The sequence below is a fragment of the Agrilactobacillus fermenti genome (assembly GCF_047943045.1).
In the GTDB taxonomy this organism is placed as follows: Bacteria; Bacillota; Bacilli; order Lactobacillales; family Lactobacillaceae; genus Agrilactobacillus; species Agrilactobacillus fermenti.
In genome coordinates this window covers 2578081-2604407 of record NZ_CP181347.1, presented here as the reverse complement: position 1 = coordinate 2604407, position 26327 = coordinate 2578081, and the positions used below count along the sequence as shown (strand labels likewise).

Genomic DNA, 26327 nt, shown 5'->3' with positions numbered 1-26327 from the left:
TCTTGTAAGTTTTGACGAAAGGAGGTCCGTTCATGTCGATCGGTGTACAACTGGACTGGTTATTACGTTTACTAGTTGCAGCCCTATGTGGCAGTATGATTGGCTATGACCGCTCCAGCCGACTTAAAAATGCTGGGATTCGTACCCACACGATTGTTGCCATCGGTGCTGCCTTAGCCATGATCATCTCCAAATATGGTTTTTATGACATTTTAGCGCATAATAACATTGCCCTAGACCCTTCACGGATCGCCGCTCAAATTATTAGTGGGATCAGTTTTATCGGTGCCGGTACGATCCTGGTCAAGAATGATGGTGTTAACGGTCTGACCACAGCAGCTGGCGTTTGGACCACTGCCGTAGTTGGCATGGCCGTTGGTGCTGGACTATACTTCATCAGTATCGTTTCCGCCCTGTTCATCGTTCTAGTCCAACGCATTATTCGTGATGGTTTCTTATTACAACATATTATCCGCCATGTCGCTCTACATTTGCGTGTCGAGATCAATAATAATCAACAGGAAATTACCGAGCTGAAGCAAACCTTGACAGAAGCCGGTGTTCAAGATGTTAAAGTCCAAATTCTTCACATTTCTAAGGATCGCATGGTGATTCAACTTTACGGCAAAGTGGAACATTCATTTAATCGCAACCGACTACTTCTGACCGTAAGCAGCCAAAGTAATGTTAAAAAAGTGCAAATGGATTAATTATTTTTATAAGAATAGACCGTCCAGCGTAAGAATATTATTACGTTAGGCGGTCTATTGTTTTTGATTTTAATCAGCTGAATTTTTCTTGAAAATTCCAGTTTTTGCATACAATATAACTGAAAGCATAATTAGAATTGCCGCAAATATTGCGATACTAGTGAAACCATAAAACTGTTTAAACAGAAGTCCGCCGACAATTCCAGCAATCGTTTCACCAAAATACATAGCAGCATTTGATAATGAAGAAATAGTACTACGTGCATTTTCAGTAGTGCTTTGAAGTGTTGTCATAAAGAGTGGGAATAAAAAGCCATTCAATAAAAATACAACAGTTAACAAAACTTCTGCTTGCCAAAAGACTTTTGCAAATGGCAATAACAGATACACATCAATTAAGCAAATTAGTTCATAAAGGAAAGTTTTTCTTAGACCTAATTTATCTACAATCCGATTGCCAAACAGTGAACCAGCCAGGTTCCCGGCTCCAATAGCAATCATTGCCGTACCAATACCAGACAAAGATAATCCAAAACTCTGTGTAAACCATGTTGAAATGAATGTCATACATGCGAAAGATCCGGTTTGAAAAATGAAGTATGCTATCAAATAGCTCATTGACCGATTATTAATTAAAATGCTTTTGTATATTTTCGCAAACGAAAATTTTTCTCTTTGTCCTGCTTCTAACTCTGGTAATACAAATATAAATAACAACAGTAATATTAATGATGCCCCCGAGATGACAACAAATGGCATATGCCATGAAAAAGCTGCTAGATAACTGCCTATTGGAATACCTATAAGTTGTGAAACTGACAATCCTGCAGTCGCATACCCCATTACTTTTACAATTTTATCTTTGCTTACCACAACCGGAATGGAGGCCTAAACTTGTGGTGTAATAAAAGAAGCACTAATTCCAGCCATTAAGCGAAACAGAAGCATCAATTGGAAATTAAAGGCAAAGGCACATAGGAACGTAGATATTGTAAAAGCAACCAGTCCCCAAATCATTACTTTTTTTCGATCTCTACCATCTGATATTGGACCTGATATTAATGCGAAAGCGGCATATCCAATTGCATATGCACTAACCATCCAACCGGATATAGATGTAGAAATAGCATATATCTTACTTAGTGTTGGTAGCAGTGGAGAGATTAAAAATGTATCCGTCCCGATTAAAAACATTGTTAAGAAAAAAACAAATGAATATCTTTTTGATGTCAAAATATGTACCTCATATTCTCTAAATTATGAATATAACTACCGTGAAACTAAAGTGCATTATGTAAATATATAATTTCCTCCCTGACAATTAAGTTTATAATTGAATAGTTCCAAAACAATCAAACTGTTTTTAATTAGGTTACCATTGACCTCATCACTTGTCAATGGTACTATATATTCATGATTATCAAACAATTATCCCTAAACGAAACTAGAGTTCAAATCTTCAAAGCTTTATCGGACGAAGCTAGACTGACAATTGTCAAAATGTTATATACCAATGGAAAAGAAATGAGCTGTGGAGAGATAGGTGAAACCCTTAACATCAATAAGTCAACAGTTTCTTATCATTTCAAAACTTTGCGTGAGGCCGGGTTAACAACTACAAGAAAGTCTGGAAAAAATAAATTTGTTTCCCTTAACCTGGAAGTATTTCACACTTTCTTGCCTGGTTTTCTTGACACACTATGATATTGAAAATAGTAACCTGTAACTTTCATAATAAAAGCCGTCTGCGACTGGAGTCACACTCCAATTACAGACGACTTTTATTATATTTACATTAGCAAACAACGATTACAGCCAATTGAAAATAACAGCAAACCCAAAGATTACAAAAGAAATTCCAAAAAGTGTGGCACTCCACAGGGCTAACGGCATGAACGCTGAGGTACTAGCAGTGCCCTTCTTTTGTAGACTTTTATAAGCCCTATAGACGTTAAAAAGTTGAATTGCTCCAAACATAACCATGATGATACCGATCACGATCTTTAACATACCCCACATCTCCCTTAAAAGGCTGAATTAGTAATTTACGCCATTTATTGTAGGCGTTAACAATATTGGCAAAACAACTATTAATCTCAAAATCATTATAACAGTTCTTGACTCATAAATGTCTATCAGACAATTCAAAAATGGCATGACAATTCCAGTAGTTCTTATCATAAACGAGACTCAAAAACACCCTATACCTGTCCACAAAATGATATCTGACAGTTACAAGGTGTTCCACGTGAAACATAGTTTAAGATTACAAATCTGCTTTGGCTTTAGCTTCGATCTGTTCCAAAGATTTACCGGCTGTTTCTGGAGCGAATTTGATCGCAAACAATAGCGACAAAACATTCAGGCCAACAAAGACCATGAATGTACCAAACATACCCATTTTAGCTAAGATAATCGGGAACAAGTACCCTACAATAAAGTTACTGAACCACAAGAAGAATGTGGCAAAGCCCATCCCTAAACCGCGGATCTTTTCTGGAAAAATTTCGGATAATAGTAACCAAGTCAACGGTCCCAGTGCACTTTGGAAAAAGGCCAGATAAACGATGGTCAAAGCAATCGTGACGTAAGGCAATATCGCCATACCACTTAAAAAACGATTAGCTAACGCAATCCCTAGCATGGCAGTCATTGTGCCACAGATACCAGTGATCAACATCGATCGCCGCTTGACCGTTTTCATCAATCGAATCGTGACGATAGTGGCAATGACAGAAGTCAGTCCGTTAAAAATATTAGCGATCAAAGCCGCATTACGGCCAAAGCCGGAGCTTTGCAAAATAGTCGTCCCATAATACATCATGACATTGATTCCGGCGATTTGCTGCATGACACCAAGACCAATTCCAATCAATACTAGACGCCGAACCCAAGAAACTTTTAAAGCTTTGAATGAGGCCGGCTTTAATTGCGCTTCAGCTTGAGCTGTTTTTTGAATGCGTTCAAGTTCTGGTTTCGCTTCATCTGCTAACCGAATCTTGTTCAATACGCCTAAGGCCGCGTTCAACTTACCATGTGCGACCAGCCACCGAGGTGATTCAGGTACTAAGAACATCCCCAGCCATAATAGAATTGCGGGAATCGACGCTAAAACGATCATCCAACGCCAGATACCTGCCACATTACCAAAAAGATTACCTAAGACGGCATTTAAAACAAAAGCTAATAACTGGCCGGTAACAATCATTAATTCATTTTGCGTGACAATTTGTCCCCGCAACCGCAACGGTGCGATTTCCGCTAAAAAAGACGGTACGATGACCGAAGTGCCACCAACAGCTAAGCCTAAAATAAAGCGCACGAAGATTAAAATCGTGGCGCTTGGCGCAAGAGCTGACCCTACGGTACCTAAGATAAAGAGCAGCGCTAAAGCACTTAATACACGCTTACGGCCCTTTTTATCGGCAATTCGCCCGATCAAAACTGCCCCAAAAGCAGCGCCTAAAGTCAGGGCACTGGTCACGAGCCCTTGCATACTCGCCGACATATTCAGCTGATTGCTGCGCGACATAAATGGTAGCGCCCCATTGATCACACCGGTATCATATCCGAACAAGAGTCCGCCTAATGTGACAATATGCGTGACGAGTTTCAAATAATGAGCACTGGACCAATGAATGTGAAACTTATGTACCAGATGGCTTAACCTTAAATTCAACGCTTTATCCTGATAACTTGAAAAGACGGATCGTTTTTGACTGTTCAGCATAACTCTATAAAGATCCCCTCACCTATTAAAGAATAATGATGTTCGAATTAAAATTTAATTTGTTTACATAATAATTATAAACTCAAAAACTTAATTTCGTCAAAATTAGTCTCCATATGAAGGTCTATTAGCCAAACTCAGTGTCTACTAGTTCAAAAATAGTCAGAGATAGCCCCACGTTGATGAATCAATAGCTCATCTAAAATCTGAATTTGTTCAGGTGTACCTACTACCTGCCCACGTTGCATTAGGTCGCTCAAGCTAGCAACACCGAGACAGGCTGCCGTTAATGCCGCGATCGATATTTGGATGTCGGCTTGATCTAACGTATCAGCTTGCTTCACCAGGTCAAGTTGACCATCCTGCATTGCTAAACGCCATAAACCTTGGTTTTCAGCAATGATCGTGTCAGAAATAGCTAGCGTTACTGGCTGGCTTAGCCTGCCTTGATAAGGATATGCTTTAAAAAATTCCGATAAATTCACGATGCGTGCCATCATATAAGGCAAAATTTGGGTCTTCACTTGACTTGGTTCAGAAAACAGGTCCAGGTCAACTTGACTGCCGGCTTTATAAAACCGAATAGTTTCAAAATTATTACTATGTGCGGCAAAAAAGTTAAATAAGCGATCACGACTCTGCTGATCCACTGTTGCCATCTCTTCAACGACGAATTGTGCTGCCTGTCGTTCGTATAACGCATAACCCATAATTCGATCCTGTTGGTAAAGACAAACCAGTTCCCAATCATTTTTCTTGAGCAAATAATCCCACCACCACTGTTCACGAATAATGCCACCTGCTGCTTGTGGAAATTTTTTGGTAATTAGCGCTAACGTATCCATATTTACCGCTTTTAGCTTAGAACGGTAAATTTGTTCATCTGCCAAAGGCTTTGCATAATTTTTTAACAACGTGGCAGGTACTTGATAGCATACTTTATCAAAGGCATAGGTATAACCAAACTTAGCATAATATCGAAATGAGAATGGTGCTAAATAAGATAAAGCTGTCTTTTGCTGATGCATCGCTACCAACGTCTGTTTCAGCAATAGACTCGCTAAGCCTTGCCCACTGGCTTCTGGAGCTGTCATCACATCGCCAATGCCCCCCATGGACATCGTTTTACCAAAAAAGTTTACTTTAAAAGGCAGCTGATAGAGTCCACTAACTAATTGTTGTTTATCATCATAGATGCCATATGCTTGAGCGTGCGCATACCGCGTTTTAAAAAATGCGCGTCGTGCGTCACTATCCTGACGATTAAAAGCATATAAATATAATTGATAGAAATTTGCTTCATCTTCAAGCCCCAATCTGTAACTTACTGCCATATTAGCCACTCCCTTAGCTTAAATAGGAAGGGGCCGGGACAAAACCAATGCTTTGTCTACGGCCCCAATTATTTCACGAACAAATGTATCTTAAAGGTGTTCCAAAAGGCAACGCCTTTTGTTTCACTCTCTTGATGTTTCAAATTTATTCATTTACCTCAAATTTGAATTTAGACCAAGAGGTGATATACGGGATCAAAAATTGGTTGCTTGTCGTCACATGACCAACCACATTTTTGTGTCCCCCAACATTGGGCATGGGCTTGGTTACCAAACCCAATTCCCCTTTGTATTGGCCAAAGCTGTTGTTACCAATCGTGATATCACCAGGTTGTAACTGATCAACGGCATTGAATTCTGGAATATCGGCCGTTTGATATTTTACACGGACGAAGGTGGAACGGATACTGTATTCATTAATATCACCACGATTAAAGTGTTGATTTTCGAATAAAATTTCCTGTTCAACTGGACTAATACTAGCTACTGGATCAACGGCTAGTTTCAATTGGCTTTGATCTAGCTGACTTAGTGCCTCCAATTCTGCGTCATCTGGAATTGCATTACTGATGATAATATCATCAATCAAACCAGTCGCGATTAAATGTTTGGCTTGCGTCACAATATCCATCTTACGGTGCATCTCCAAAGTTGGTAGACCATCATTATAATCGTGTGGTCCATCTACCCCCGTTGCTGCTGTCACAAAGGCAGCTGTGCGCATGCCCTTTTGCTTATAGTAAGCTGAACATTTCATAAAATAATCTAAGCTCAAACCGGTAAAAGGCTGTGGATAGAAGTTATGGCAGCCGATCACATGCGTCATATTCGGTTGGAAATCAAAAATTGGCGAGCTGTCATTACTCATATTCAACTCAATATCCAACCCAAATTCATTAAAACTCATTAAGGATTCTTCTAAACCATCAAAATTAGAATCTAAGCGAATACCCGTAGCACCAATATCCTTGAAGAAATGCAAATCTTTGTAGGAAATGTCTAACGCCTCAAAAATACTGGGATTGACATCTAAAATAACGGCCATGTGATTTTCTCTAGCTGTCTCAATGACTTGTTGATAACGATCGATGGTATCATCAGCATTTTTACCCAACTCCAACAAACTTGTGAAGCAGCGCCGATACCCCAATTTTGCCGCTTTGCGAATATAGGCTTGAATATCTGCAATCGATTCTTTATCTGGATAAAACGAAATACCTAACATATGCAAACTCCCTATTGACTACTTTTTGATCCGCTTATATAAATCAACCATTTGCCCAGCTAAATCACGAAAAGTAATAGCATTCATTACATGATCCTGCCCGTGAACCATTAATAAATTCACTTCAGCATGATGCCCTTGGGCTTCTTCTGTTAACATCCCAGTCTGGGCATTGTGTGCTTCGCTTAAAAATTTATCTGCAGCTTTTAACTTCTTTTCGGCTTCGTCAAAATCGCCTACCTTGGCAGCATTAATAGCTTCCATTGCGGCACCTTTGGCATTACCCCCACTAATGATCAATTGCATCGTTACCTGTAAATTGCTGTCCTCTTCAGTCATGGCCCAATCTCCTTAATTCAAATTATTTAGCTTCGTCAATTAATTTCAGCGCTTCATCAAGCACCTTTTCGCCACGCATCATGCCGTAATCCTGCATGTTGATCACTTCAACAGGAATATCAACTTTGCCTTGATAATCCTTTAATAAATAACTAACTTGTGGGCCTAACATCAAAACATCCGGATTTTCTGTATTGATTTTTTCATCTGCATCTGAGGCTGCCGTGGCAAAAATCTCAGCATCAATGCCTTTATCTTTCGCGGCATTTTGCATCTTACTTACCATTAAACTTGTCGACATTCCTGCAGCACATACTAACATAATTGTTTTATCAGCCATTTTTATTACCCCTTTTTTAATTTAATATCCAAATTTTTAAGCATTTTTTGCCGCAAACTGGGCTTCTTCTTTCAATTTATCGCGGTCCAAGGCTTTGAAGAAGTACCAGTAAATCAATGCATCGATCACAATATTAAAGAGTTGTAACACAGCGCCAGATAAGTGTCCGGTTGCCAAGAAGCCTGAAATAATTGGCGGCGTCGTCCAAGGCACCATAACCCCCATCGTTCGTGCCACCATGCCAGTAGACATGGCTACATACGTAGATAAAACATTGAAGAGCGGTGCAGCAATGAATGGAATGACTATGCGGTAATTCATAACGATTGGTAAACCAAAGACAATTGGTTCATTGATGTTAAAAATTGCCGGTCCGGCAACTAATTTACCTAGCGTCTTAAACTCGACGCTCTTAGACATAAAGGCTAACATCATGGCTAAACCTAGCGTTGCACCGGAACCGCCCATGTGTACGAAATTATCAAAAAATTGTTGCGTGACAACGTTTGGTAAAGCATGTCCAGCTTTCATGGCTGCTGCATTTTGATTCATGGCATTTAACCAAATTGGCATCATGACCCCACTAACCACGTTGGCCCCATGGATTCCGAAGATCCAAAGCAAACAAATGACAAATTCAGCAACCAAGGCGCCTGGCAACGTATTGCTGAGCGTTCCTAGTGGTTTAGATAAGAAGAATGTAATGATATTAGGAATGCTACCCATTGGTGTTGCTTCAACGCCAAGTCTGATCAACCAAACAAGGACTAAGGCTAAGCCACCAGGAATTAATGAAGCAAACGAGTTACTAACAGCTGGCGGCACACTTTCAGGCATTTTGATCGTAATCTTTTTGTGGACTAACCAAACATAGAAATCTGTAATGAATAAACCTACTAAAATTGCTGTAAACAAACCACTGGAATCCAATTGTTGTAAAGGAATCCAAAAGGCACCGGCTTTATCGATCCGCATTGGAATCGTGAGAATAAAAGCACCTGTACTGACAATAGCCGCTGAGAAAGCATCAACTTTATAACTTTTAGCTAAGTTATAAGCGATCCCAAACACGGCCACCAAACCCATTAAATGAAATGATGCATCGGTTGGATACTGAATGACCGTTGCCCAATTCTTCCCAAACGTTTGTAACATGAAGGCTTGATAGCCCTTGATCGGGAACTGGGCAATAATCATGAATACCGACCCAATAATAATCATTGGTACTGCTGCTGCCATCCCATCTCGTAAAGCTACCAGATGTCTAGAAGCAGCTAATTTCGAGAAGAAAGGGACAAGCTTCTCATTGATAAAACTACTATTCTTATCTTTGCCCATTATGTACGCACCCCAATTTAATTTAGATCTTCACCATTTGATGAAATAACCTTTTTGTACCACTTGAACGAATCTTTTTTAGAACGTTGTAAGCTCCCTTGCCCCTGGTCGTCTTTATCAACATAGATAAAGCCATAGCGTTTAGACATCTGTCCTGTTCCGGCCGAAATCAAATCGATACAGCCCCAAGGGGTATAGCCCATCAAATCAACACCATCAATGGCTACGGCCAATTCCATTTGTTCAATGTGCTGCCGTAAATAGTCAATGCGGTAATCATCATGAATCTTGCCATCAGCTTCGATCTTATCCACTGCCCCATAGCCGTTTTCAACGATAAATTGTGGCACTTGATAGCGGTCATTGAGCCAGTTCATAACATAACGTAACCCTTCTGGATCAATTTGCCAGCCCCATTCGGATTGCTGTAAGAACTGATTAGCAACCAAGTCTGCCGCCTCGTTGTAATGATAATCAACCGGTTCATTATCTTTACTAGCGACCGTAAAGGACATGTAATAGCTAAACCCAATGTAATCGACTTTGCCTACTTGCAATACATCAAGATCTGCCAATGTTATATCAAGGTCATACCCAGCACGACGCTGGTAAGCTGTTAACCAACTTGGGTACTGGCCCTTGACTTGAACATCTAAATACCAATATCTCGCTTGCATCGCCCGTTCAGCTTTCATAATATCTTGCGGCTTTGAAGTTGCTGGATAAATCGGTACCATTGCTACCATGGCACCAATTTGAAAATCTGGATTGATCTGATGTCCAATCTGAACTGCCAAAGCACTAGCGACTACCTCATAATGGGAAGCTTGATACATTACTTCTTCAGCATTCTCACCTGGTTTTACCTGAATGCCGGAATTCGTGAAAATTGCGAACTCACGCTGGTAGTCGGTCTGATTGTTGATTTCGTTGAAAGTCATCCAATACTTAACTTTGTTTTTGTATCGTTTGAAAACCGTCGTTGCAAACTTAACAAAGAAGTCGATCATACGGCGATCACGCCAGCCACCGTATGCTTTGACTAAGTGATATGGCATTTCGAAGTGAGATAACGTGATGACTGGTTCGATGCCGTATTTATGACATTCATCAAAAACACGGTCATAAAACTCGAGGCCGGCTTCGTTAGGCTCAGCTTCATCCCCATTGGGAAAAATTCTGGTCCAGGCAATTGATGTTCTAAATGCCTTAAAGTCCATTTCAGCAAAAAGCTTGATATCTTCTTTATAGTGATGGTAAAAATCAATGCCTTCATGATTAGGATAATACTCATCAGCTTTAACGCCATCTGTAATGCGGCGTTCAATCCCATTCGCACCAGCTGTCATCACATCAGCGATACTGACACCCTTACCACCTTGATCCCAGCCACCTTCTAATTGATGGGCAGCAACGGCCCCGCCCCATAAAAAGCCCTTCGGTAAAGCGTTTACTTTTTCAACCAAAAAAAAACCTCCAATAATTGGTACAAACCAAAATGTATTTATTATATTGGTGACCCATACAAACAATAAATATGAGTTGTTATTGATTACAACTCATATGATATAGCGCTTTCATTATTTTGTAAAGTATAATTTTAATTATACTTTACAAAATTAAAAAGAAACATGTTACATATAAGTAACATGTTTCTTTTACTAAAAATCACTAATATATATACCAATCAATATGTCAATCACCATTTTGCTTATTGAGTGCTTCTTGAACTTCATTCATCAACATCTCTAGAATAAAGACCAAAGGTACCTGCGTGGTTAAATTAAGTGAACCGTCGCGCACCTCTAGCACATTATAAGTAATATTTACATCAGCAATATGAGCTAAAGTCGATTTTGTTGTGTTGGTGATCGCAATCAAGCTTGCACCCTGTTCTTTATAAAACTGAGCGTGTGTTAAAGTCTGCTCAGTTTCACCAGACACTGACAAAACAATCAAAGTTACTTGACTTGGATCTATCAACGCATTCGGCTTCGGTTGAAAAGGATCATTTATGGTTAACGTATAAATACCTAAATTAGCTAAAATACGGGCGCCATATTGCGAAAAGTAATTACTTGACCCAATGCCCAAAAATACCGTTAATTTCGTACGAACAATTAATTTTGCGGCACTTTGAATACTACTCGTTAATTGCTGATCATCCGCACGGTAAAAGAATTCATTCACAGTATCAACGATTGACGTATGCGGCACATACTTAGGCTGCCCCTGCAAATTTTGCTTAACATAAAACTTCAATTCAGAGAAGCCATTTAAGCCTACTTTAGTACAAAACCTGAGTACTGTTGAAGTAGAAACGCCGATGATTTTTGCAAGCTCTCGAATCGTCATTTTAGTAATTTCACTTTTATGGCTAATGACATATTCATAAACATTAAGCTCAAGGGGATTTAACTTTTGTATATCCTCATATTGAAACACACCAATTCCTCCAACTTATGCCTAAAAGCATATGATTTACCTATATCATATCATCTTTCAGAAACACAGCTTTTGGCCTCAGTTTAAGTGCCTACCTACAGACCACTAAACCATTGAGTGACTATTGCGTCCCCAAAGTTAGCGCATAATCCAAGGTTGCCTGGTAATGATCACGAGTCACATGATTTTGATTACTTGCCGCTGGCACAGATAACTTTATATTTGGCAAATTAGCAGCCATCGTTGATTCTTGCACATTATCATGCTCCAAAATCCGCTTGGTCTCGCCGACAGCTACCGTCCCGCCACCTTCTGCAGTGACATGTGTATTGTCATCAGACGATTCAAATTGCAAACTAGCCTGTTCCAACCCCACCTGATTCGCAGCCGTTTTAAACGGAGATAAAGTTAGCGAAATATCATACGGCGTGAAATACTGGGCCATTGTTGCTGGCCGAGTATCAGCCACTTTAACAAACGCATCGGTCGTGTCTTTATTGTGATAAGTTTGACCTGTTACTGGCACCGCATGTTTCCCGAATTCCAAAGTTGGCACGTGCAATAACTCCAGATAATCTGTTGTCAGCAGGAACCCGGCATTTTGATCGGCAATCACATAAGAAGAATTGCCATTCATCTCACTAATCGCGGGTAACGTGTACGTATCCGCTGATAAATAGATCTTATTACCGTCTGGTAAAGCTGCCGTTTGGGTAGGATCTAAAATTGAGCTATTTGCTAGGTCATCTGGATCAGCTTTTAGCTTTGTCGGCATTAGCCCTAACGTCTGCATATCTTTCTGGCTAAATCCAATTCGGTAAGTCCCACTTTGTAAATGCGCCAATCTATAATCACCGTGGTCATCAGAAGTGACGTCCATCAATGACGCCCCATTAAGATCCGTCTGAACGACCGAGCCACTATTATCCACCAGATAAACGTGCAAGCCCTTTATGCCCGGTTCCAGAGAACCATCTGTACGGTGCACTAAGCCATCTTTATTCAAATCATGCCAAATATTACCCGTAATCGCGCGGTTAACAACGTCAACATGAGCCGTATTACTCTTCAATTTAACTTTGCGATCACTATTAAGCGTCGTCTGGTTCACATACGTATCCCCAGAAAGATTCCCACTAGGATCCTGTTTTGTGCTTTGTGGCGTGTAATTCATCGCATAAAGATGTGTCTCGCCCGGATTAAGCGACGGTTCGTGAATCAAAATCGCAGTGACTTTTTTATCCAGCTCTGTGCCTGGTGTATATTGCACCCAACCATCCTCGGATGCGACCGCTTTTTTATAAACTGTATTAGGCTCACTCAATTCAAGATTCTTGGTCACATCTGGATCGTCACTTTCTTGATATTTGGCAGCGGTATTGTACCAAATCGTGGCCGCTCCTGTCGGTGAAGTCAGAGAAATATTGTTTAGAATATAATCACCAGAGAAGTGAGAACCGTTCACGCCATTCTGTGGTAACTTATCCAAGACATTAACGTTCTTGGTGACATCATCATAATCATTTCGGACTTTAACTGTGAAATTAAACGGCTGATTACGTTCCACAACTGGTTTGCCGGTCCCACTGGCATCGTGTCCTTCCTTAACAACAGCGACCGTATAAGCCTTGCTTATAGGAATAGATAAATTCTTTGTCCGTAACTGCGCCACGCTTTGATCATCTGAAGATGATATTTCCGCAGTTAAGTTAAGGTTGGTTTGACCATTAGCGTCAAATGTCAGATTAAGCTGTTGAAAATTCGCTTGGAACGTAATTGGCTCAGAGGTCCCAATTTCAGGGCGTTTCAAAGTAAAGCTCAATGTGGTCACGCCATTTGTATCTGTCGCGATAGTTGGTGTGATTGCATCACTTCCATGTTTCGCTGTATTAGCTACATAACTGATACCCTTTGGTAAAGTTACTTTGACAGTAACATCTTTGACATCCGCCCCTGCTGATGCCAATACTTTAGGTGTGATCGACAATTTCGCCGTATCTTGGCTGCCGTAGCCGGACTTATCGGCTGAAAAGTCACTCAATCGTACTAAGTATGGTTCTATTAAAGCCGTCGCGCCAAATGAGGGTAAACTGCCCGGGTAAGATCCTTGACTACCTTTGTCATCAGTCGCCACGTTATAGGCTTGATGATTCGTAAATTGGCCATTTGTATAAGTTGACGGCGTATATGCATAAGTACCATAAGGCGTATCATATTCATACGCTGTACTTTTACTGGTATCATAATAACTTTTTGACCGAGTTAAGGTAATATACGGATCGTCATACTCGCCTTTTTGGTTATTTGTCCCAGCGACCTTGGTGATCACTTCCCGAGGAATTGAGATGTTAGATTGATCGGTCATGCCAATTGGCTGCGTGATATGAATTGCAACTGCGCTGATTGCCCCATTTTTTTCAGCTTCCGCTGGCGTGTTATACCAAACAAAACTATTAAAGTCACGCGCTTGCATATTCGCTAGCGTGTTGGCACTATTAGCGACACCATACTGATAAGTTGGTTTGATTGGATTTCCAGCTGGCGTTGTTCCGTTCGCAAATAGGATAGCTCTCGTATCATCGTACTTTGATTCTTCAGGATTCCACCACTCTAAGATATCGGCCCCACCAACCGCATCAGCTGTGAAAGTCCCATAATGGGTCCAACCATAAAACTTTTGCCCCATATATAAGGCCGGGTCAGAGGTCATACTCCAGTGATCAGTCCCAAGATCAGAAAGACCGTCATCCATGTAATTAGACCACGTCTGACCAGCACCCATTTTGGGCGTATTATTATAGGTAAAATTAACCTGCCCAGTGTAAGCAGTCTTAAATGTACTATCCGAAGCACTCATAATTATATCGGTCTGGTCTTTAGTAGCAGTGGTTGCTCGCCCATTAAGGGTGTAGCTCAACCCGCCATTCAAGATCGAAAAAACCATATTTTGCCCTGAGACGTAGGCACTTGTCGGCAAAAACAGATTAAATACTGACGTAATAAACGTTTTCATCTGAGTCGCCCAGGGATCAATGGCAAGCGCACCAGAGTAATCGCTTGAGATGTTGGGATAAATATCACTGCCATACCAGTCATCAAAGGTAAACGTAATTTTGCTGGCATCACTCGTAAATTCCCCTGTATTATAAACACCATTTATCTGATTTTGGCCATTTTCACTTCCAAATATCATTGACCTTGGTAATCGATCAGATAGAACCTGGTTATTCATATTGGGATAAAGTGAGGCATATGATTGCGCTGTTGTTAACGGCGTATTCACATAGCCAAATTGGATGGTTTGAATATTGTTGCTTAAGCTACTGACATCCGAACCATTTAACGTAACCTTAGGCGTAAGATTGATAGTGATTGGCGTACCCGGGTCTGGATAAGCTGCACCCAAAAAGCTTGTTCCGCGACCGCTTAATGGTTTGACCCCAATACCAAAGCCCATACTGCCAACGATACCCTCTTTTTTATTAGGAACCGTTGCATTAGCATAGTCGTTAAAAGATGGTGTCGAAGTTTGATAAGAAGGTATCGCAACAGCCAAATTGGTCTGTGAACTAACTTTAGTGCTGTCTAGAGAGCCTATTGGTGGCGTCAAATCCGTCTTGGTCATTAGCGGTGTAGTTGCGCCAGCTTGAGTGACACTGACCATTTGTACCGATACGTGTGGCGTCAACACGGTCCCATTCGTGGCACCATAAACTTGAATCGGTACCGTCTGACTCCAAAGGCCATTATTCTTGTCCGTTACATTAAAAGAAACATCTCGTGAGAATGTAGACGAATTATCATCATAATCATAGGTCCCACCCCAGGAGCTATCATATTTTGCGTTTAACATGTGATTCGCAACAACACCATTATCTATCGTTCCAGTCAATTTAAACCGAATCGTGTAAGGCTGATCACTTGCATCAAATTGCAAATTGATTGGGACATATATTTTGTCGAAACTACGGACGATACCATTATTGGCATTGATATCATAGCCCGGATCATCATTGCTATCGAATGGTGCTTCCCCATCTCTATTGGGACCGTATGTTGAAGTGACCAATGTACCCGCGGTGCTTGCTGCATATGTATGATTCACAAAACAAAAGAAAAAGAGCAGTGCCGACAGCGCAACAGCAACGTGAACGGTCACATATAGCCAGACGTGATGCCTATCATTTGATACTACTTTCATTATTATCATCCCCAAAAAATAATAATATTTTTAGATATGGTGTAAGTATATATCAATAATTGTTTGATTATAACTGAAATTTAAATAAACTTATATGCAATGTTGGTATCGGTCTAGCCATAAGCTGACTCTGTCAGCATCGGAAGCGGATACATTAGTGTTGTTTTTATTAAAACTTTTTTAGACAAAATCAAGTGACATAATGTCACTTGATATGTTATGCTTTCCAAAGCATAACAGTGACAATGTGTCACCCAAGGAGGACAAGGATGCCAAGTCAAACATTTATCCGCTTACCAGAAAAACGTCAGCAGCAACTCAATGAGATCTTGATCAATACCTTCTACGAACGGCCGCTCAGTCAGGTTCGCGTTAGTGAGATCGTTACAAAAATGGGCATGTCTCGCGGGGCTTTTTATAAATACTTTACCGATTTACAAGATGCCTATAATTATATCCTCAAAACCAGTGCTGATGAGATTCATCGCCATATCTTACAGCACATTCAACAGGCAGATGATGATTTATTCTTGGGTCTAACCAATTACCTCAAAACTGTCACCAGCCTCGATCATCAGTCCAGTAATTGGCGCCGGCTATTATTATTCGTTCAAGGCAGTAATCTGGCGGCTTATCAACGGCCAAAAGATCTTTCAGATCCTGAACTAAAGCGCTGGCAAGAAATGTTAACGACCAGTCATATTCTAATGCCAAATAAAGCTGAAGCTGTTAGCTTTTTGTATTTTATTATGGCCCTAGTCCTCAACGCTTTAACAGACTACATCGCCAATGATTGGTCCCCAGAAACCTTGCTGCATGACTTTAATTATCGATTACAGTGGCTAAGTCAAGGTGTCTTGCCACAAACAAACTTAGGAGATGACGCAAATGACTGAACCCAAACCTAAAATATTTGCTTTGATTATTTTTATTATTGGTGTATTTATGTCGGCATTAGACAATGGGATTATTTCCAGTGCCTTATCAACAATTAATTACGCCTTCAATGTTAGTGAAGTTCAAGGGACTTGGGGCGTCACCCTCTATACATTAGGGATGGCCATTTCGACACCGATTGCCGGTAAACTCGCCGATCGTTACGGCCGTAAAAAACTCTTTCTTATCGAGATTGCTATCTTCGCTTTAGGGTCATTAATGGTTGCCCTTAGTGCTAATTTTCCGATGTTTCTAGCAGCTCGGGTGTTGCAGTCCTTTGGTGGTGGTGGTATTTTTATCATTGCTTCCAGCCATATCATTTCAACCTATCCTAAAGAAAAACAAGGTGGGCTACTAGGTGCTCTAGGTGCCATCAACGGGATCGCATCAGTCGTTGGCCCCAACATTGGCAGTCTAGTCCTAAACGTATCGGGGCATTGGTCTTGGCTCTTCTTGATCAACTTACCGATTGCTGTCTTTGTCTTGATCGCTGGAACCATGGCTATTCCTGAAACCAAAGCGGCACATGGTGGTAACCTTGATTTCAAAGGCTTGATTTTCTTAACCTTTGGTATTTTGAGTTTCATGCTAGCGATTGCTAACATCCAGAGCCAGGCCTTCTTAAGTAGTTTAGCCACACCACAAGTCTTTATTTTCTTGATCTTAGGTGTTATTTTCTTCATTATTTTCAGCCAAATCGAAAAACACATCAAAGGTAAAGTTGAACCATTCTTACCTTATAATTTAATTCGCAACTCTGGCTTTTTACTCACGTTGTTCATGGGTCTGCTTTCAGGTACTTTGATCGCAATTTTCGTCTTTATCCCCAGTTTTGTGGAACATCGCTATGGCATCAGTGCCAGCAATAGCGGTATTTGGATGAGTGGCATCGGTTTAGGCTCGATCATTGGTGCTGGCGTTGGTGGGACGCTGGTTAATAAATTTGGGGCGACAAAATCGTTAGTGATCTCCGGGATTCTCTCTACGCTAGGTTTCACTCTGATTACTTTCTTAAGCCCCACCACCACTTGGTTCCTCGTTTCCTCAACCCTAGCAGGTATCGGCTTTGGGATGCTCATGGGTGCCCCTTTCCAAGTACTTATGTCAGAAATCGCCGGTGAAAAACAAAACGGCGTCGCTTTAGGGACCTTGTCCGTCAGTCGCCAAGTCGGTTTGACCCTAGCGCCAACGATTTATGCCACTTTAGTGCAGGGCGGTTTTGCTAACTTTGTCAGTGACAAATTGAGCCATATCAGTGGTACTGCTGGGATTCATGCTGGTCAATCTGTGGAAAACCTGTATGTTCAGATCCGACACCTGACAGGTACCGCCCATACCCAAGCCCTAGCTGCTTTTCAACAAACAGCGCAAATGGCCTACCAAAATATGTTCTTCGTTTCAATTATTGCCAGTGTCCTTATTTTAATTGGCGGCTTCTACCTTTATAAACATAACTTTTAGAAATTTGTGTCACGATAAATCAGGGGAATTTTTCTATTAAAAATATTTTAAATAAGTACCCTCGTTAAAGCATGCGAATTGCTTCCATAAGGGTACTTTTTAATACAGCAATTTTGTGTCAAATTGTGAACAATAGATCAATCACTGGCTTTTTAAATTTACTTATTGTACAATTTTATTGTGCATTAATTAACTAGACTTTAGGAGTGAATTTCATGAAAGTTATCGTTATTGGTTGTACCCATGCCGGCACTGCTGCCGTGACCCAAATATATAAAACTGATCCAGAGGCTCAGGTCACTGTTTATGAACGTAATGACAATGTTTCTTTCTTATCTTGTGGGATTGCGCTGCATCTCGAAGGTGTCGTCAAAGATCCCCAAGGGTTATTCTATTCTAGCCCAGAACAGCTAGCTGAGTTAGGTGCCAACGTTCAGATGAAACATGATGTTTTAGCGGTCGATACGGACGCTAAGTCAGTTCAAGTTAAAGATCTAACAACAGGAACAGTCACAACAGATACTTATGATAAGTTGGTGCTGACGACGGGTTCTTGGCCGATCATTCCGCCAATTGATGGGATCGATTCTCAACGGGTCATGCTTTGTAAAAACTGGAATCACGCGCAAGCACTTTTCCAACAAATTACCGATGCTAAAAAACGTGTCGTCATTATTGGCGGCGGCTATATCGGTACCGAATTGGTAGAAGCTTTCAAAAATACAGGGCATGAGGTCACTTTGATCGATAGCTTGCCGCGAATTTTAAATAAATACCTAGATCAACCCTTCACCGATCGGGTAGAGGCGGACTTTGAAGCTCATGGCGTGCATTTAGCTTTGAATCAAACGGTTCAAGCCTTTACAGAAACAAAAACAGGCGTACAAGTCAAAACTGATCAACAAACATTTGACGCCGATATTGCGGTCATGAGTGTGGGCTTTAGACCAATGACTGATTTATTAAAAGGCAAAGCAGAAATGCTAGCTAATGGCGCTTTAATTGTTGATGATTATATGCGCACATCGCTGCCTGATGTGTTTGCCGCCGGCGATAGTGTTGCTGTCCACTACAATCCAACGGGTGAGAATAATTACGTGCCGTTAGCTACCAACGCGGTACGCCAAGGAATGCTGGTCGGTTTAAATATTGAAAAACCAACTCTGAAGTACATTGGCACTCAGTCTTCCTCTGGTTTGAAGTTATTCGGAACAACAATTGCCAGTACTGGTTTGACCAAAGAAAGCGCCCAGCATTTTGGTCTTGATGCCGAGAGTGTCTTATTTGAAGATAACTACCGCCCTGAATTCATGCCCTCTACTGAGCCTGTATTGATGAGCTTAGTTTGGGAAAAAGCTAGTCATCGTATCATTGGTGGTCAATTAATGAGCCGCTATGATGTCTCCCAATCCGCCAACACCCTATCAGTCGCGATCCAAAAACAAATGACGATTGAAGAACTTGCCTTTGTCGATATGCTCTTCCAACCTCACTTTGATCGACCATGGCACTATTTAAACTTATTAGCCCAACAGGCCATGGCTAAAGCCAACCAGCCAGTCCCTGAAAGTTAGTATTAACTCAAAAACACTTGTGAATATTTGTCCAAGTGTTTTTATTATGGCCTATTTTTAAAAGCTCGATTCATCACATTTTATGGTGTGAATCCCATTTGACAGCGTATTGAAGTTACCTAATAATAAATAAGTATTTTTATAACTTGGAGGGATCATCATGACAAAAATCGGTATTATTTTAGGCAGTATTCGGCGTAACTCTCTAGGCCAACATATTTTCGAATATTTACAAAAAAGTGAACCTAATACGGCTCAATTCGAATTCACTTGGATCGATTTGAAAGACTATCCCCTTGATTTTTATGAACATCGTCAAACGCCACTTTCTGAAACGATCACTGATTTGAAAGCGAACGAATCTGCCTGGTTAGATACCTTAAAAGCCCAAGATGGGTACATCATTATCAGCCCTGAATACGATCACGCGATCCCTGGGAGCTTGAAGAATGCTTTAGATTATGTGGGGCCTGAGGTTGAAGGTAAACCTGTACAAATCATTACTTATTCTAGTTTTAGTGATGGCGGGATGTTAGCTGCCGAGTCAATGGTCGAAATTCTGCAAATGCTTAAGATGATCGTCTTACCAACGCCGGTTTTATTATGGGATGCCAATAATAACTTTAACGAAGACGGTTTAATCGTTGATGCTGAAAATAGCGATCACTTCCAAGCACGCTTACAAGAAGCATTTAACGATATTGCTTTTTATACAAAAACATTAGCCGAAGCACCTTATCAAAAGTATATCCACGCCAACTTAGACTAATTTAAAAGGGGCACATAAGAGCTTAACCAAGGTCATTTATTTGCTTTTTTCATAACCTGTTTCAAAATTCACTAAAAAATGCTAAACTAAGACAGTCGGAATAGATAATTTTTTATTTGGAGGCTACATCAATGTCTTTAGTACATGGTACAGAAATCGTTGCAGGTGCTCAAAAGGGCCATTACGCAATTGGCGCTTTTAACACAAATAACTTGGAATGGACACGTGCGATCTTAGCTGCTGCCCAACACAAGAATGTTCCTATCATCATCCAATCTTCTATGGGTGCTGCTAAGTACATGGGTGGTTACGAATTAGTACAACACTTAGTTCGTGACACGATCAAATCTATGGATATCACCGTACCAATCATCATGCATCTTGACCATGGTAACTATGAAGCAGCTAAAGAAGCTATCGCTGCTGGTTACAACTCTGTTATGTTTGATGGCCACGACTTAGACTTCAAAGAAAACTTAGAAAAGACTAAAGAAATCGTTGCTTTAGCTCATTCTAAAGGTATCTCTGTTGAAGCTGAAGTTGGTTCTATTGGTGGTGAAGAAGACGGTATCATCGGTGCTGGTGAATTAGCTGATATTGAAGAAGCTAAACAATTAGCTGCTACTGGTATTGACTTCTTAGCTGCTGGTATTGGTAACATCCATGGTGTTTACCCTGAAAACTGGAAGGGTCTTAACTTCGATCGTTTGAAGGAATTAAGAGAAGCTGTTCCAGTACCACTTGTATTACATGGTGGTTCCGGTATCCCTGTTGACCAAATTCAAAAAGCAATTTCTTTAGGTGTTGCTAAAGTTAACGTCAACACAGAACAACAAATCGCTTGGGCTAAACAAGTTCGCAAATACATCGAAGACAACAAGGATAAAGAAGTTAAAGGCTTCGATCCTCGTAAATTGTTAGCACCTGGCACAAAAGCTATCCAAGACACAGTTGAACAACATATCGACTGGTTTGGTACTAAGCCCGTTAAATTGGTTCCAGAAGAAATCTAAACCTTTTAACACACTTATAAATTTCAAAAAAAGATCGATCAGGAAAATCCTGGTCGATTTTTTTTATTAGTGCGCCCGGCATGGGCGCTAACTTGGTGGTGAAAGTCCACTATAGACCGTAGTAGTCGGAACTATTAGTTGAGGACAAGGGTGTCCACCGTGAGGTGGAATCTGAAGGAAGTCTAAAGCAAAGTGCTGAACCAATGAACAAGAAGTGGCTATAAGGCTGTTTGCAGTGGATAAGGTTGCTAAACAAACTGAAGTCCCATACTACTCGAAACTGTACGCAGTAAAGCCAATGGTTACATGGCACGAAAGTTAGCGTTCTTACCGGGGAGGTCTGTATCATACGTTCCCGACAAGAGAAACGGAAAGTTTCACAGGTACAAACTAGGCAGTGATGTCTAGCTGAATGATACAGAAGTCAGCCGAGGCCATAATAGTTGTCCTTTGGACAACGAAGGGCCGAACTTTAACAATTCTCGTCAAAATTGGAGGTAGAAATCATGCAACAATCGCAGAAAACAGAACCATGTTCTGGTCACCGGCGGATGGTAGACCTGGAAGGTCAAGAGGCAACCCGGGGCGCGTAGTGTGATTTCCGGTGAAGATAAGATGTGGAATGGCGTTTCATTTCAAGATTTAGTTTTGTCCCGAGATAATTTGAATCAAGCTTACCTTAAAGTCAGAAGCAACAAGGGTGCAGCGGGTATTGACGGTCTAACTGTCGATGAGCTGTTGCCTTATCTGAAACAACATCGTGATGAGCTAATCGCATCACTGCGTGATGGCAGTTATCAACCATTACCAGTTAAACGAGTCGAGATTCCAAAACCGGACGGCTCCAAGCGCAAGCTCGGGATTCCAACGGTGGTCGATCGACTTGTTCAGCAAGCAGTCGCTCAAGTGATGTCGCCAAGGTTTGAAAAGATATTCTCGGATAGCAGTTTTGGTTTCCGACCCAATCGAAGTGCTCATGATGCCATCAAACGGGTCATAGCGCTGTATGACCAAGGTTATCACTATGTGATCGACCTTGACCTTAAGGCATATTTCGACACGGTCAATCATGATTTACTGATGAAATTTGTCGGCCAATATATCGATGATTCCTGGCTATTAAGACTTATTCGTAAGTTCTTAACGAGTGGGGTTATGAATGGTGGTCTGTTTGAGAAATCAGCTCAAGGCACGCCGCAAGGTGGAAATATCTCGCCATTATTGGCGAATATCTACCTTAATGAGTTGGATAAGCTGCTCATGGCCAGAGGCCATCAGTTTGTGCGCTATGCGGATGATTGTAATATCTACGTCAAAAGTAAGCGCGCAGGCTACCGCGTACTGGCCAATGTGACCAAGTTCTTGGAGAAAGACTTGAAGTTAACAGTCAACCAAAAGAAAACTCATGTCGGGTCGCCCTTGAGATTGAAATTTTTAGGGTTCACTTTAGGTGTGAGTAAAGGCAAAGCATATGCCCGGCCGCACAAAGTTGCCAAAGAACGTATCAAACAGGCCCTAAAGCTAATCACCAAACGGAACCGCGGTGTTAGTCTCAGACACTGTCCTTAAAGAGATCAAGCGTAAAATGCGAGGCTGGTTACGATACTATAGTATTGGCCGCATGAAGGGCTTTCTTAAAGCGCTAGACGCATGGTTGCGCACGAGGATCCGGCAGTATATCTGGAAATCATGGAAGAAAATCAAAACGAAAGTTCCGAAATCTTAGAAAGTTAGGGGACTCGGTGTCAGAAGCACGAATATTTTCTAATACCCGTAAAGGGTATTGGCATACTGCACATACCGGTGTACTGAAATATACTCTAACAAACGAAAGACTGGAACGCCGTGGACTTATCAATCTGTCCACAACGTACCAGTCTATTCAGAAACGCTTAAGTTATTGAACCGCCGTATACGGAACCGTACGTACGGTGGTGTGAGAGGCCGACCCGTTAGGGTCTCCTACTCGATTCTTTCATTTTGGGTAGCCAAACTAAGCAGATTTAATGCATTTATTACGGCAAAAACGTATGCTTATTTTTAAATGAAGGGGGTCAATATATGGATTACGATGTTTTATTTATCGGTAGCGGCCAAGGTGCTTGGAATGGTGCGATTCCCATGAGCCAAGCCGGTTTAAAAGTTTGTGTTGTTGAAGAAGGTCAATTCGGCGGTACTTGTACCAATCGCGGCTGTAATGCCAAAATCACTTTGGATCGACCGATTGAATTGTTGCAGCAAGTCAAACAACTTCAAGGTAAGGGCTTTGACTCTATCCCGACTATCAATTGGCCGGACCTTATGGCTCACAAGCACGAAGTCATCGACGGTTTAGCTTTTAGTAACGAGCAAAAATTAAGTACAGCTGGTGTTGCGATTATCAAAGGCCATGCAACCTTTATTGATGATCATACGCTACAAATAGCGGATCAAACAGTCACTGCTGACAAAATTGTAATCGTTAGCGGACAACGGCCACATCGTTTAGATATTCCTGGCCGTGAACTAATGCACGACAGCACTGATTTTCTAGTGATTCCAGAAATGCCACAGCATCTAACAATTATCGGTGGCGGCTATGTTGGCATGGAATTCGCCAGTATCGCCAATGCTGCGGGTGCCCAAGTGACCGTGATCCTTCGAGGACACCAACCCTTAAAAGACTTTTATCAACCACATGTCACCCAATTAATTGCAACCATGCGGGCAGCTGGTATTACGTTCAACTATGATGTAAACATCCAGGCTGTCACCCAAAACAAAAATGGCCTAACATTGCATGGCGCGAATGGTTTCACGCTTGATACCGACTATATTATTGATGCCACGGGTCGCATTCCAAATACAGAAGCCTTGAACCTTGATAAAAATTGGTATCCATTATGATGCCCATGGGATTCAGGTCAATGACTATTTACAAACAAACATTGATCATATATATGCCACTGGCGATGTCGTGGCTAAGTCACAACCTAAGATTACACCCGTCGCCATTTTTGAATCTCAATATCTAGCACACCAATTTACGAACGAAACCTCTGAACCTATCAACTATCCAGCCATTGCGACTACCGTTTTTACTATGCCGCGAATTTCCCAAGTAGGCATAAATATTGCTGCAGCAAAGCAAGATAGCCGTTACACAATTGAAAACTTTGATTATACCAATGATTGGTATCGCCAAGTGGGTAATGATAATGCTGGCAGTCTCATCCTTGCTTTTGATGAAAAAAATCACCTTGTAGGTGCCAGCGAATATAGTAACGATGCGGTCAATACCATCAATGGTCTTGTAGATATGATCGAACTCGGCGTCGATCATGAGCGGGTGGAACGCTTAATTTACACTTTTCCTAGCAATCAACACAGCTATTTTCGTAAAATTTAATTACCATGTGCCCGTGGCGATTTGACTCGTAGAAAGCATTGAAACAGGTGACTAAGAACAAAATTCAAGTTTTGCTCTTAGTCACCTGTTTTGTTACGTATTTTTGTTGTTTAAACGTGTGCCCAGAAACAACGACCTCACCTAGGGGCATCTGAAAGTTCAGCTTGAACAACTTCAAAACCAGCAGCTTCCAAAGCAGCTTGAACCCCTTCACTATCAGTGGTATCAATATGCATCTGAACAATTTTTTCAGTTGGCCGCCGATTTACGACCAACGTCAAAATATTATAGTGATGCTGGGCTAAGGCATCGCCCACTTTAGCCAAGAAACCAACTTCATCTTGGTTAATTTTGACAGAAACCCTTGTCCCGCCTAAGGAATAGCCGGAAATGTCTAGAAAGGCATTAAAAATATCATTATTCGTAATAATGCCTTCTAATTTATCTGCATCAGATAAAACGGGCAACACACCAATATTGTAGTGGCGCATTTTGTAAACAGCATCTTCTAATAATGCCCCCGGTGCGATCGTTAAGACACTCTTCTCCATCACATCTTGTACGGTGGTTTTATTCAACAAATAATTAACTTCGTAGACACTTAGACTGGTCGCTTTGGAAGGCATTGCGGCCTCAATGATCCCTTGTGTCACCAGACCAACTAACCGCCCATTATCGACAACTGGCAAGCGGTGGATATTGTGATCTTTCATGAGATCCACGGCATCATTGATCCGTACATCTGGCGTAACCGTTACTAAATCTTTAGTCATAAAGTCTGAAACACTCATAAATTTTACTTCCTCCTTATCAAGACTAACCGCCTAAGTATGCTTTTTGGACATCTTTGTTCGCCAATAATGCTTTACCTGTCCCAGATAAAACAATTTTACCAACTGAAAGCACATAACCGCGGTCCGCAATGGCTAAGGCTTTAGCCGCATTTTGTTCGATCAGCAGTACCGTCGTGCCGTTTTTTTGAATGGCTTGAATGATATCAAAAATCTCATTGATAAAGATCGGCGCTAAGCCCATCGAAGGTTCATCTAGTAAAATTAATTTTGGTGCTGCCATCAGCGCCCGACCCATAGCCAACATCTGCTGTTCGCCACCAGATAACGTGGCCGCATCTTGGTTTTTACGCTCAGCTAGCACGGGAAAACGTTCAAAAACAGTTTGATAATCCTTTTTGGTCTGCTCGCGATCTTTACGCAAATAAGCACCCATTTGTAAATTTTCTAAAACAGTTAACCCAGGAAAAATATGACGGCCCTCTGGTACTTGAGAGATGCCACTGGCGACGATTTTTTGAGATTTCTCTTTTTGAATCTCAGTCCCATCGTACATAATTTTTCCAGATTTTGGTCGGATCAACCCAGAAATCGTATGTAAAATGGTACTTTTCCCAGCACCATTAGCGCCGATCAAAGTGACGATCTCACCAGCATTAACGTTAAAGCTGACCCCTTTCACCGCTTGGATCACACCGTAATTCACACTTAAATCTTGAACTTCTAACAACAT

The 26327-nt window shown here is 41.2% G+C and carries 21 protein-coding genes and 2 pseudogenes; 10 read left to right on the top strand and 13 right to left on the bottom strand.

What is annotated here, in order from left to right:
* The first annotated feature begins 32 nt into the window (after positions 1–32).
* Positions 33–710: an MgtC/SapB family protein gene (locus ACNAN0_RS12875; RefSeq protein ID WP_230914560.1), complete on the top strand. Its 678-nt coding sequence runs from the start codon at positions 33–35 to the stop codon at positions 708–710.
* Positions 711–779: 69 nt separating this feature from the next.
* On the opposite strand, the pseudogene ACNAN0_RS12870 reads toward ACNAN0_RS12875, so the two are convergent.
* Positions 780–1943 (bottom strand): annotated as a pseudogene (locus tag ACNAN0_RS12870) (MFS transporter).
* A 180-nt stretch (positions 1944–2123) separates the two neighbouring features.
* On the opposite strand from ACNAN0_RS12870, the gene ACNAN0_RS12865 reads away from it, so the two are divergent.
* Entirely contained in the window at positions 2124–2414 is a 291-nt protein-coding gene (locus tag ACNAN0_RS12865; protein ID WP_230914558.1) for an ArsR/SmtB family transcription factor, read from the top strand.
* Positions 2415–2519: 105 nt separating this feature from the next.
* Here the strand turns inward: ACNAN0_RS12865 and ACNAN0_RS12860 are convergent, their stop codons facing one another.
* The 10 genes from ACNAN0_RS12860 to ACNAN0_RS12815 form a co-directional block, all read right to left on the bottom strand.
* The gene (locus tag ACNAN0_RS12860; protein WP_230914557.1) at positions 2520–2720 is read right to left on the bottom strand and encodes an immunity protein; all 201 of its coding nucleotides are present in this window, start codon (positions 2718–2720) and stop codon (positions 2520–2522) included.
* 256 nt (positions 2721–2976) lie between these two features.
* Positions 2977–4440, bottom strand: a complete 1464-nt coding sequence (locus tag ACNAN0_RS12855) for a sugar porter family MFS transporter (RefSeq protein WP_416353493.1) — start codon at positions 4438–4440, stop codon at positions 2977–2979.
* Positions 4441–4592: 152 nt separating this feature from the next.
* Positions 4593–5774, bottom strand: a complete 1182-nt coding sequence (gene eis / locus ACNAN0_RS12850; protein ID WP_416353492.1) for an enhanced intracellular survival protein Eis — start codon at positions 5772–5774, stop codon at positions 4593–4595.
* Between the two features lie 145 nt (positions 5775–5919).
* Positions 5920–6999: a DUF871 domain-containing protein gene (locus ACNAN0_RS12845; protein WP_416353491.1), complete on the bottom strand. Its 1080-nt coding sequence runs from the start codon at positions 6997–6999 to the stop codon at positions 5920–5922.
* Positions 7000–7017: 18 nt separating this feature from the next.
* Complete coding sequence (locus ACNAN0_RS12840) at positions 7018–7338, bottom strand: PTS lactose/cellobiose transporter subunit IIA (RefSeq protein ID WP_416353490.1); 321 nt, start codon at positions 7336–7338, stop codon at positions 7018–7020.
* Between the two features lie 22 nt (positions 7339–7360).
* The gene (locus tag ACNAN0_RS12835) at positions 7361–7678 is read right to left on the bottom strand and encodes a PTS sugar transporter subunit IIB (RefSeq protein ID WP_416353489.1); all 318 of its coding nucleotides are present in this window, start codon (positions 7676–7678) and stop codon (positions 7361–7363) included.
* A 36-nt stretch (positions 7679–7714) separates the two neighbouring features.
* Positions 7715–9016 (bottom strand): PTS cellobiose transporter subunit IIC, encoded by a 1302-nt coding sequence (gene celB / locus ACNAN0_RS12830; RefSeq protein WP_416353488.1) that lies wholly within the window; start codon positions 9014–9016, stop codon positions 7715–7717.
* Positions 9017–9033: 17 nt separating this feature from the next.
* Entirely contained in the window at positions 9034–10482 is a 1449-nt protein-coding gene (locus tag ACNAN0_RS12825) for a 6-phospho-beta-glucosidase (RefSeq protein ID WP_416353487.1), read from the bottom strand.
* A gap of 229 nt (positions 10483–10711) precedes the next feature.
* Positions 10712–11461, bottom strand: coding sequence for a MurR/RpiR family transcriptional regulator (locus tag ACNAN0_RS12820; RefSeq protein ID WP_230914718.1), 750 nt, complete (start codon positions 11459–11461; stop codon positions 10712–10714).
* A 121-nt stretch (positions 11462–11582) separates the two neighbouring features.
* Positions 11583–15662 carry an SdrD B-like domain-containing protein gene (locus ACNAN0_RS12815; RefSeq protein ID WP_416353486.1) on the bottom strand — a complete coding sequence of 1360 codons (4080 nt, stop codon included), beginning with the start codon at positions 15660–15662 and terminating at the stop codon, positions 11583–11585.
* Positions 15663–15931: 269 nt separating this feature from the next.
* Here ACNAN0_RS12815 and ACNAN0_RS12810 point away from each other — a divergent pair, with 269 nt between their 5' ends.
* From ACNAN0_RS12810 to ACNAN0_RS12775, 8 genes and pseudogenes are all read left to right on the top strand, one after another.
* Complete coding sequence (locus tag ACNAN0_RS12810) at positions 15932–16558, top strand: TetR/AcrR family transcriptional regulator (RefSeq protein WP_230914700.1); 627 nt, start codon at positions 15932–15934, stop codon at positions 16556–16558.
* Positions 16551–18059, top strand: a complete 1509-nt coding sequence (locus ACNAN0_RS12805; protein WP_416353485.1) for an MFS transporter — start codon at positions 16551–16553, stop codon at positions 18057–18059. Before ACNAN0_RS12810 ends, ACNAN0_RS12805 begins: the two co-directional genes overlap by 8 nt.
* Positions 18060–18274: 215 nt before the next feature.
* The gene (locus tag ACNAN0_RS12800) at positions 18275–19633 is read left to right on the top strand and encodes an FAD-dependent oxidoreductase (protein ID WP_416353484.1); all 1359 of its coding nucleotides are present in this window, start codon (positions 18275–18277) and stop codon (positions 19631–19633) included.
* A 160-nt stretch (positions 19634–19793) separates the two neighbouring features.
* Entirely contained in the window at positions 19794–20402 is a 609-nt protein-coding gene (locus ACNAN0_RS12795; protein WP_230914697.1) for an NADPH-dependent FMN reductase, read from the top strand.
* Between the two features lie 131 nt (positions 20403–20533).
* A complete protein-coding gene (fba, locus tag ACNAN0_RS12790; protein ID WP_230914696.1) occupies positions 20534–21415 on the top strand; it encodes a class II fructose-1,6-bisphosphate aldolase in 882 nt (293 codons plus the stop codon).
* A gap of 506 nt (positions 21416–21921) precedes the next feature.
* Positions 21922–23319, top strand: a pseudogene (gene ltrA / locus ACNAN0_RS12785) (group II intron reverse transcriptase/maturase).
* 157 nt (positions 23320–23476) lie between these two features.
* On the top strand, positions 23477–24301 hold the full coding sequence (locus ACNAN0_RS12780; protein WP_416353483.1) for an FAD-dependent oxidoreductase: 825 nt from the start codon (positions 23477–23479) through the stop codon (positions 24299–24301).
* Positions 24276–24803 (top strand): FAD-dependent oxidoreductase, encoded by a 528-nt coding sequence (locus tag ACNAN0_RS12775; protein ID WP_416353482.1) that lies wholly within the window; start codon positions 24276–24278, stop codon positions 24801–24803. The genes ACNAN0_RS12780 and ACNAN0_RS12775 overlap by 26 nt, the downstream gene beginning before the upstream one ends.
* A gap of 137 nt (positions 24804–24940) precedes the next feature.
* Here ACNAN0_RS12775 and ACNAN0_RS12770 read toward each other — a convergent pair whose 3' ends face one another.
* Together ACNAN0_RS12770 and ACNAN0_RS12765 are read right to left on the bottom strand one after the other, a co-directional pair.
* A complete protein-coding gene (locus ACNAN0_RS12770) occupies positions 24941–25594 on the bottom strand; it encodes a CBS and ACT domain-containing protein (RefSeq protein ID WP_230914394.1) in 654 nt (217 codons plus the stop codon).
* A gap of 25 nt (positions 25595–25619) precedes the next feature.
* Positions 25620–26327, bottom strand: a complete 708-nt coding sequence (locus ACNAN0_RS12765) for an ABC transporter ATP-binding protein (RefSeq protein WP_230914393.1) — start codon at positions 26325–26327, stop codon at positions 25620–25622.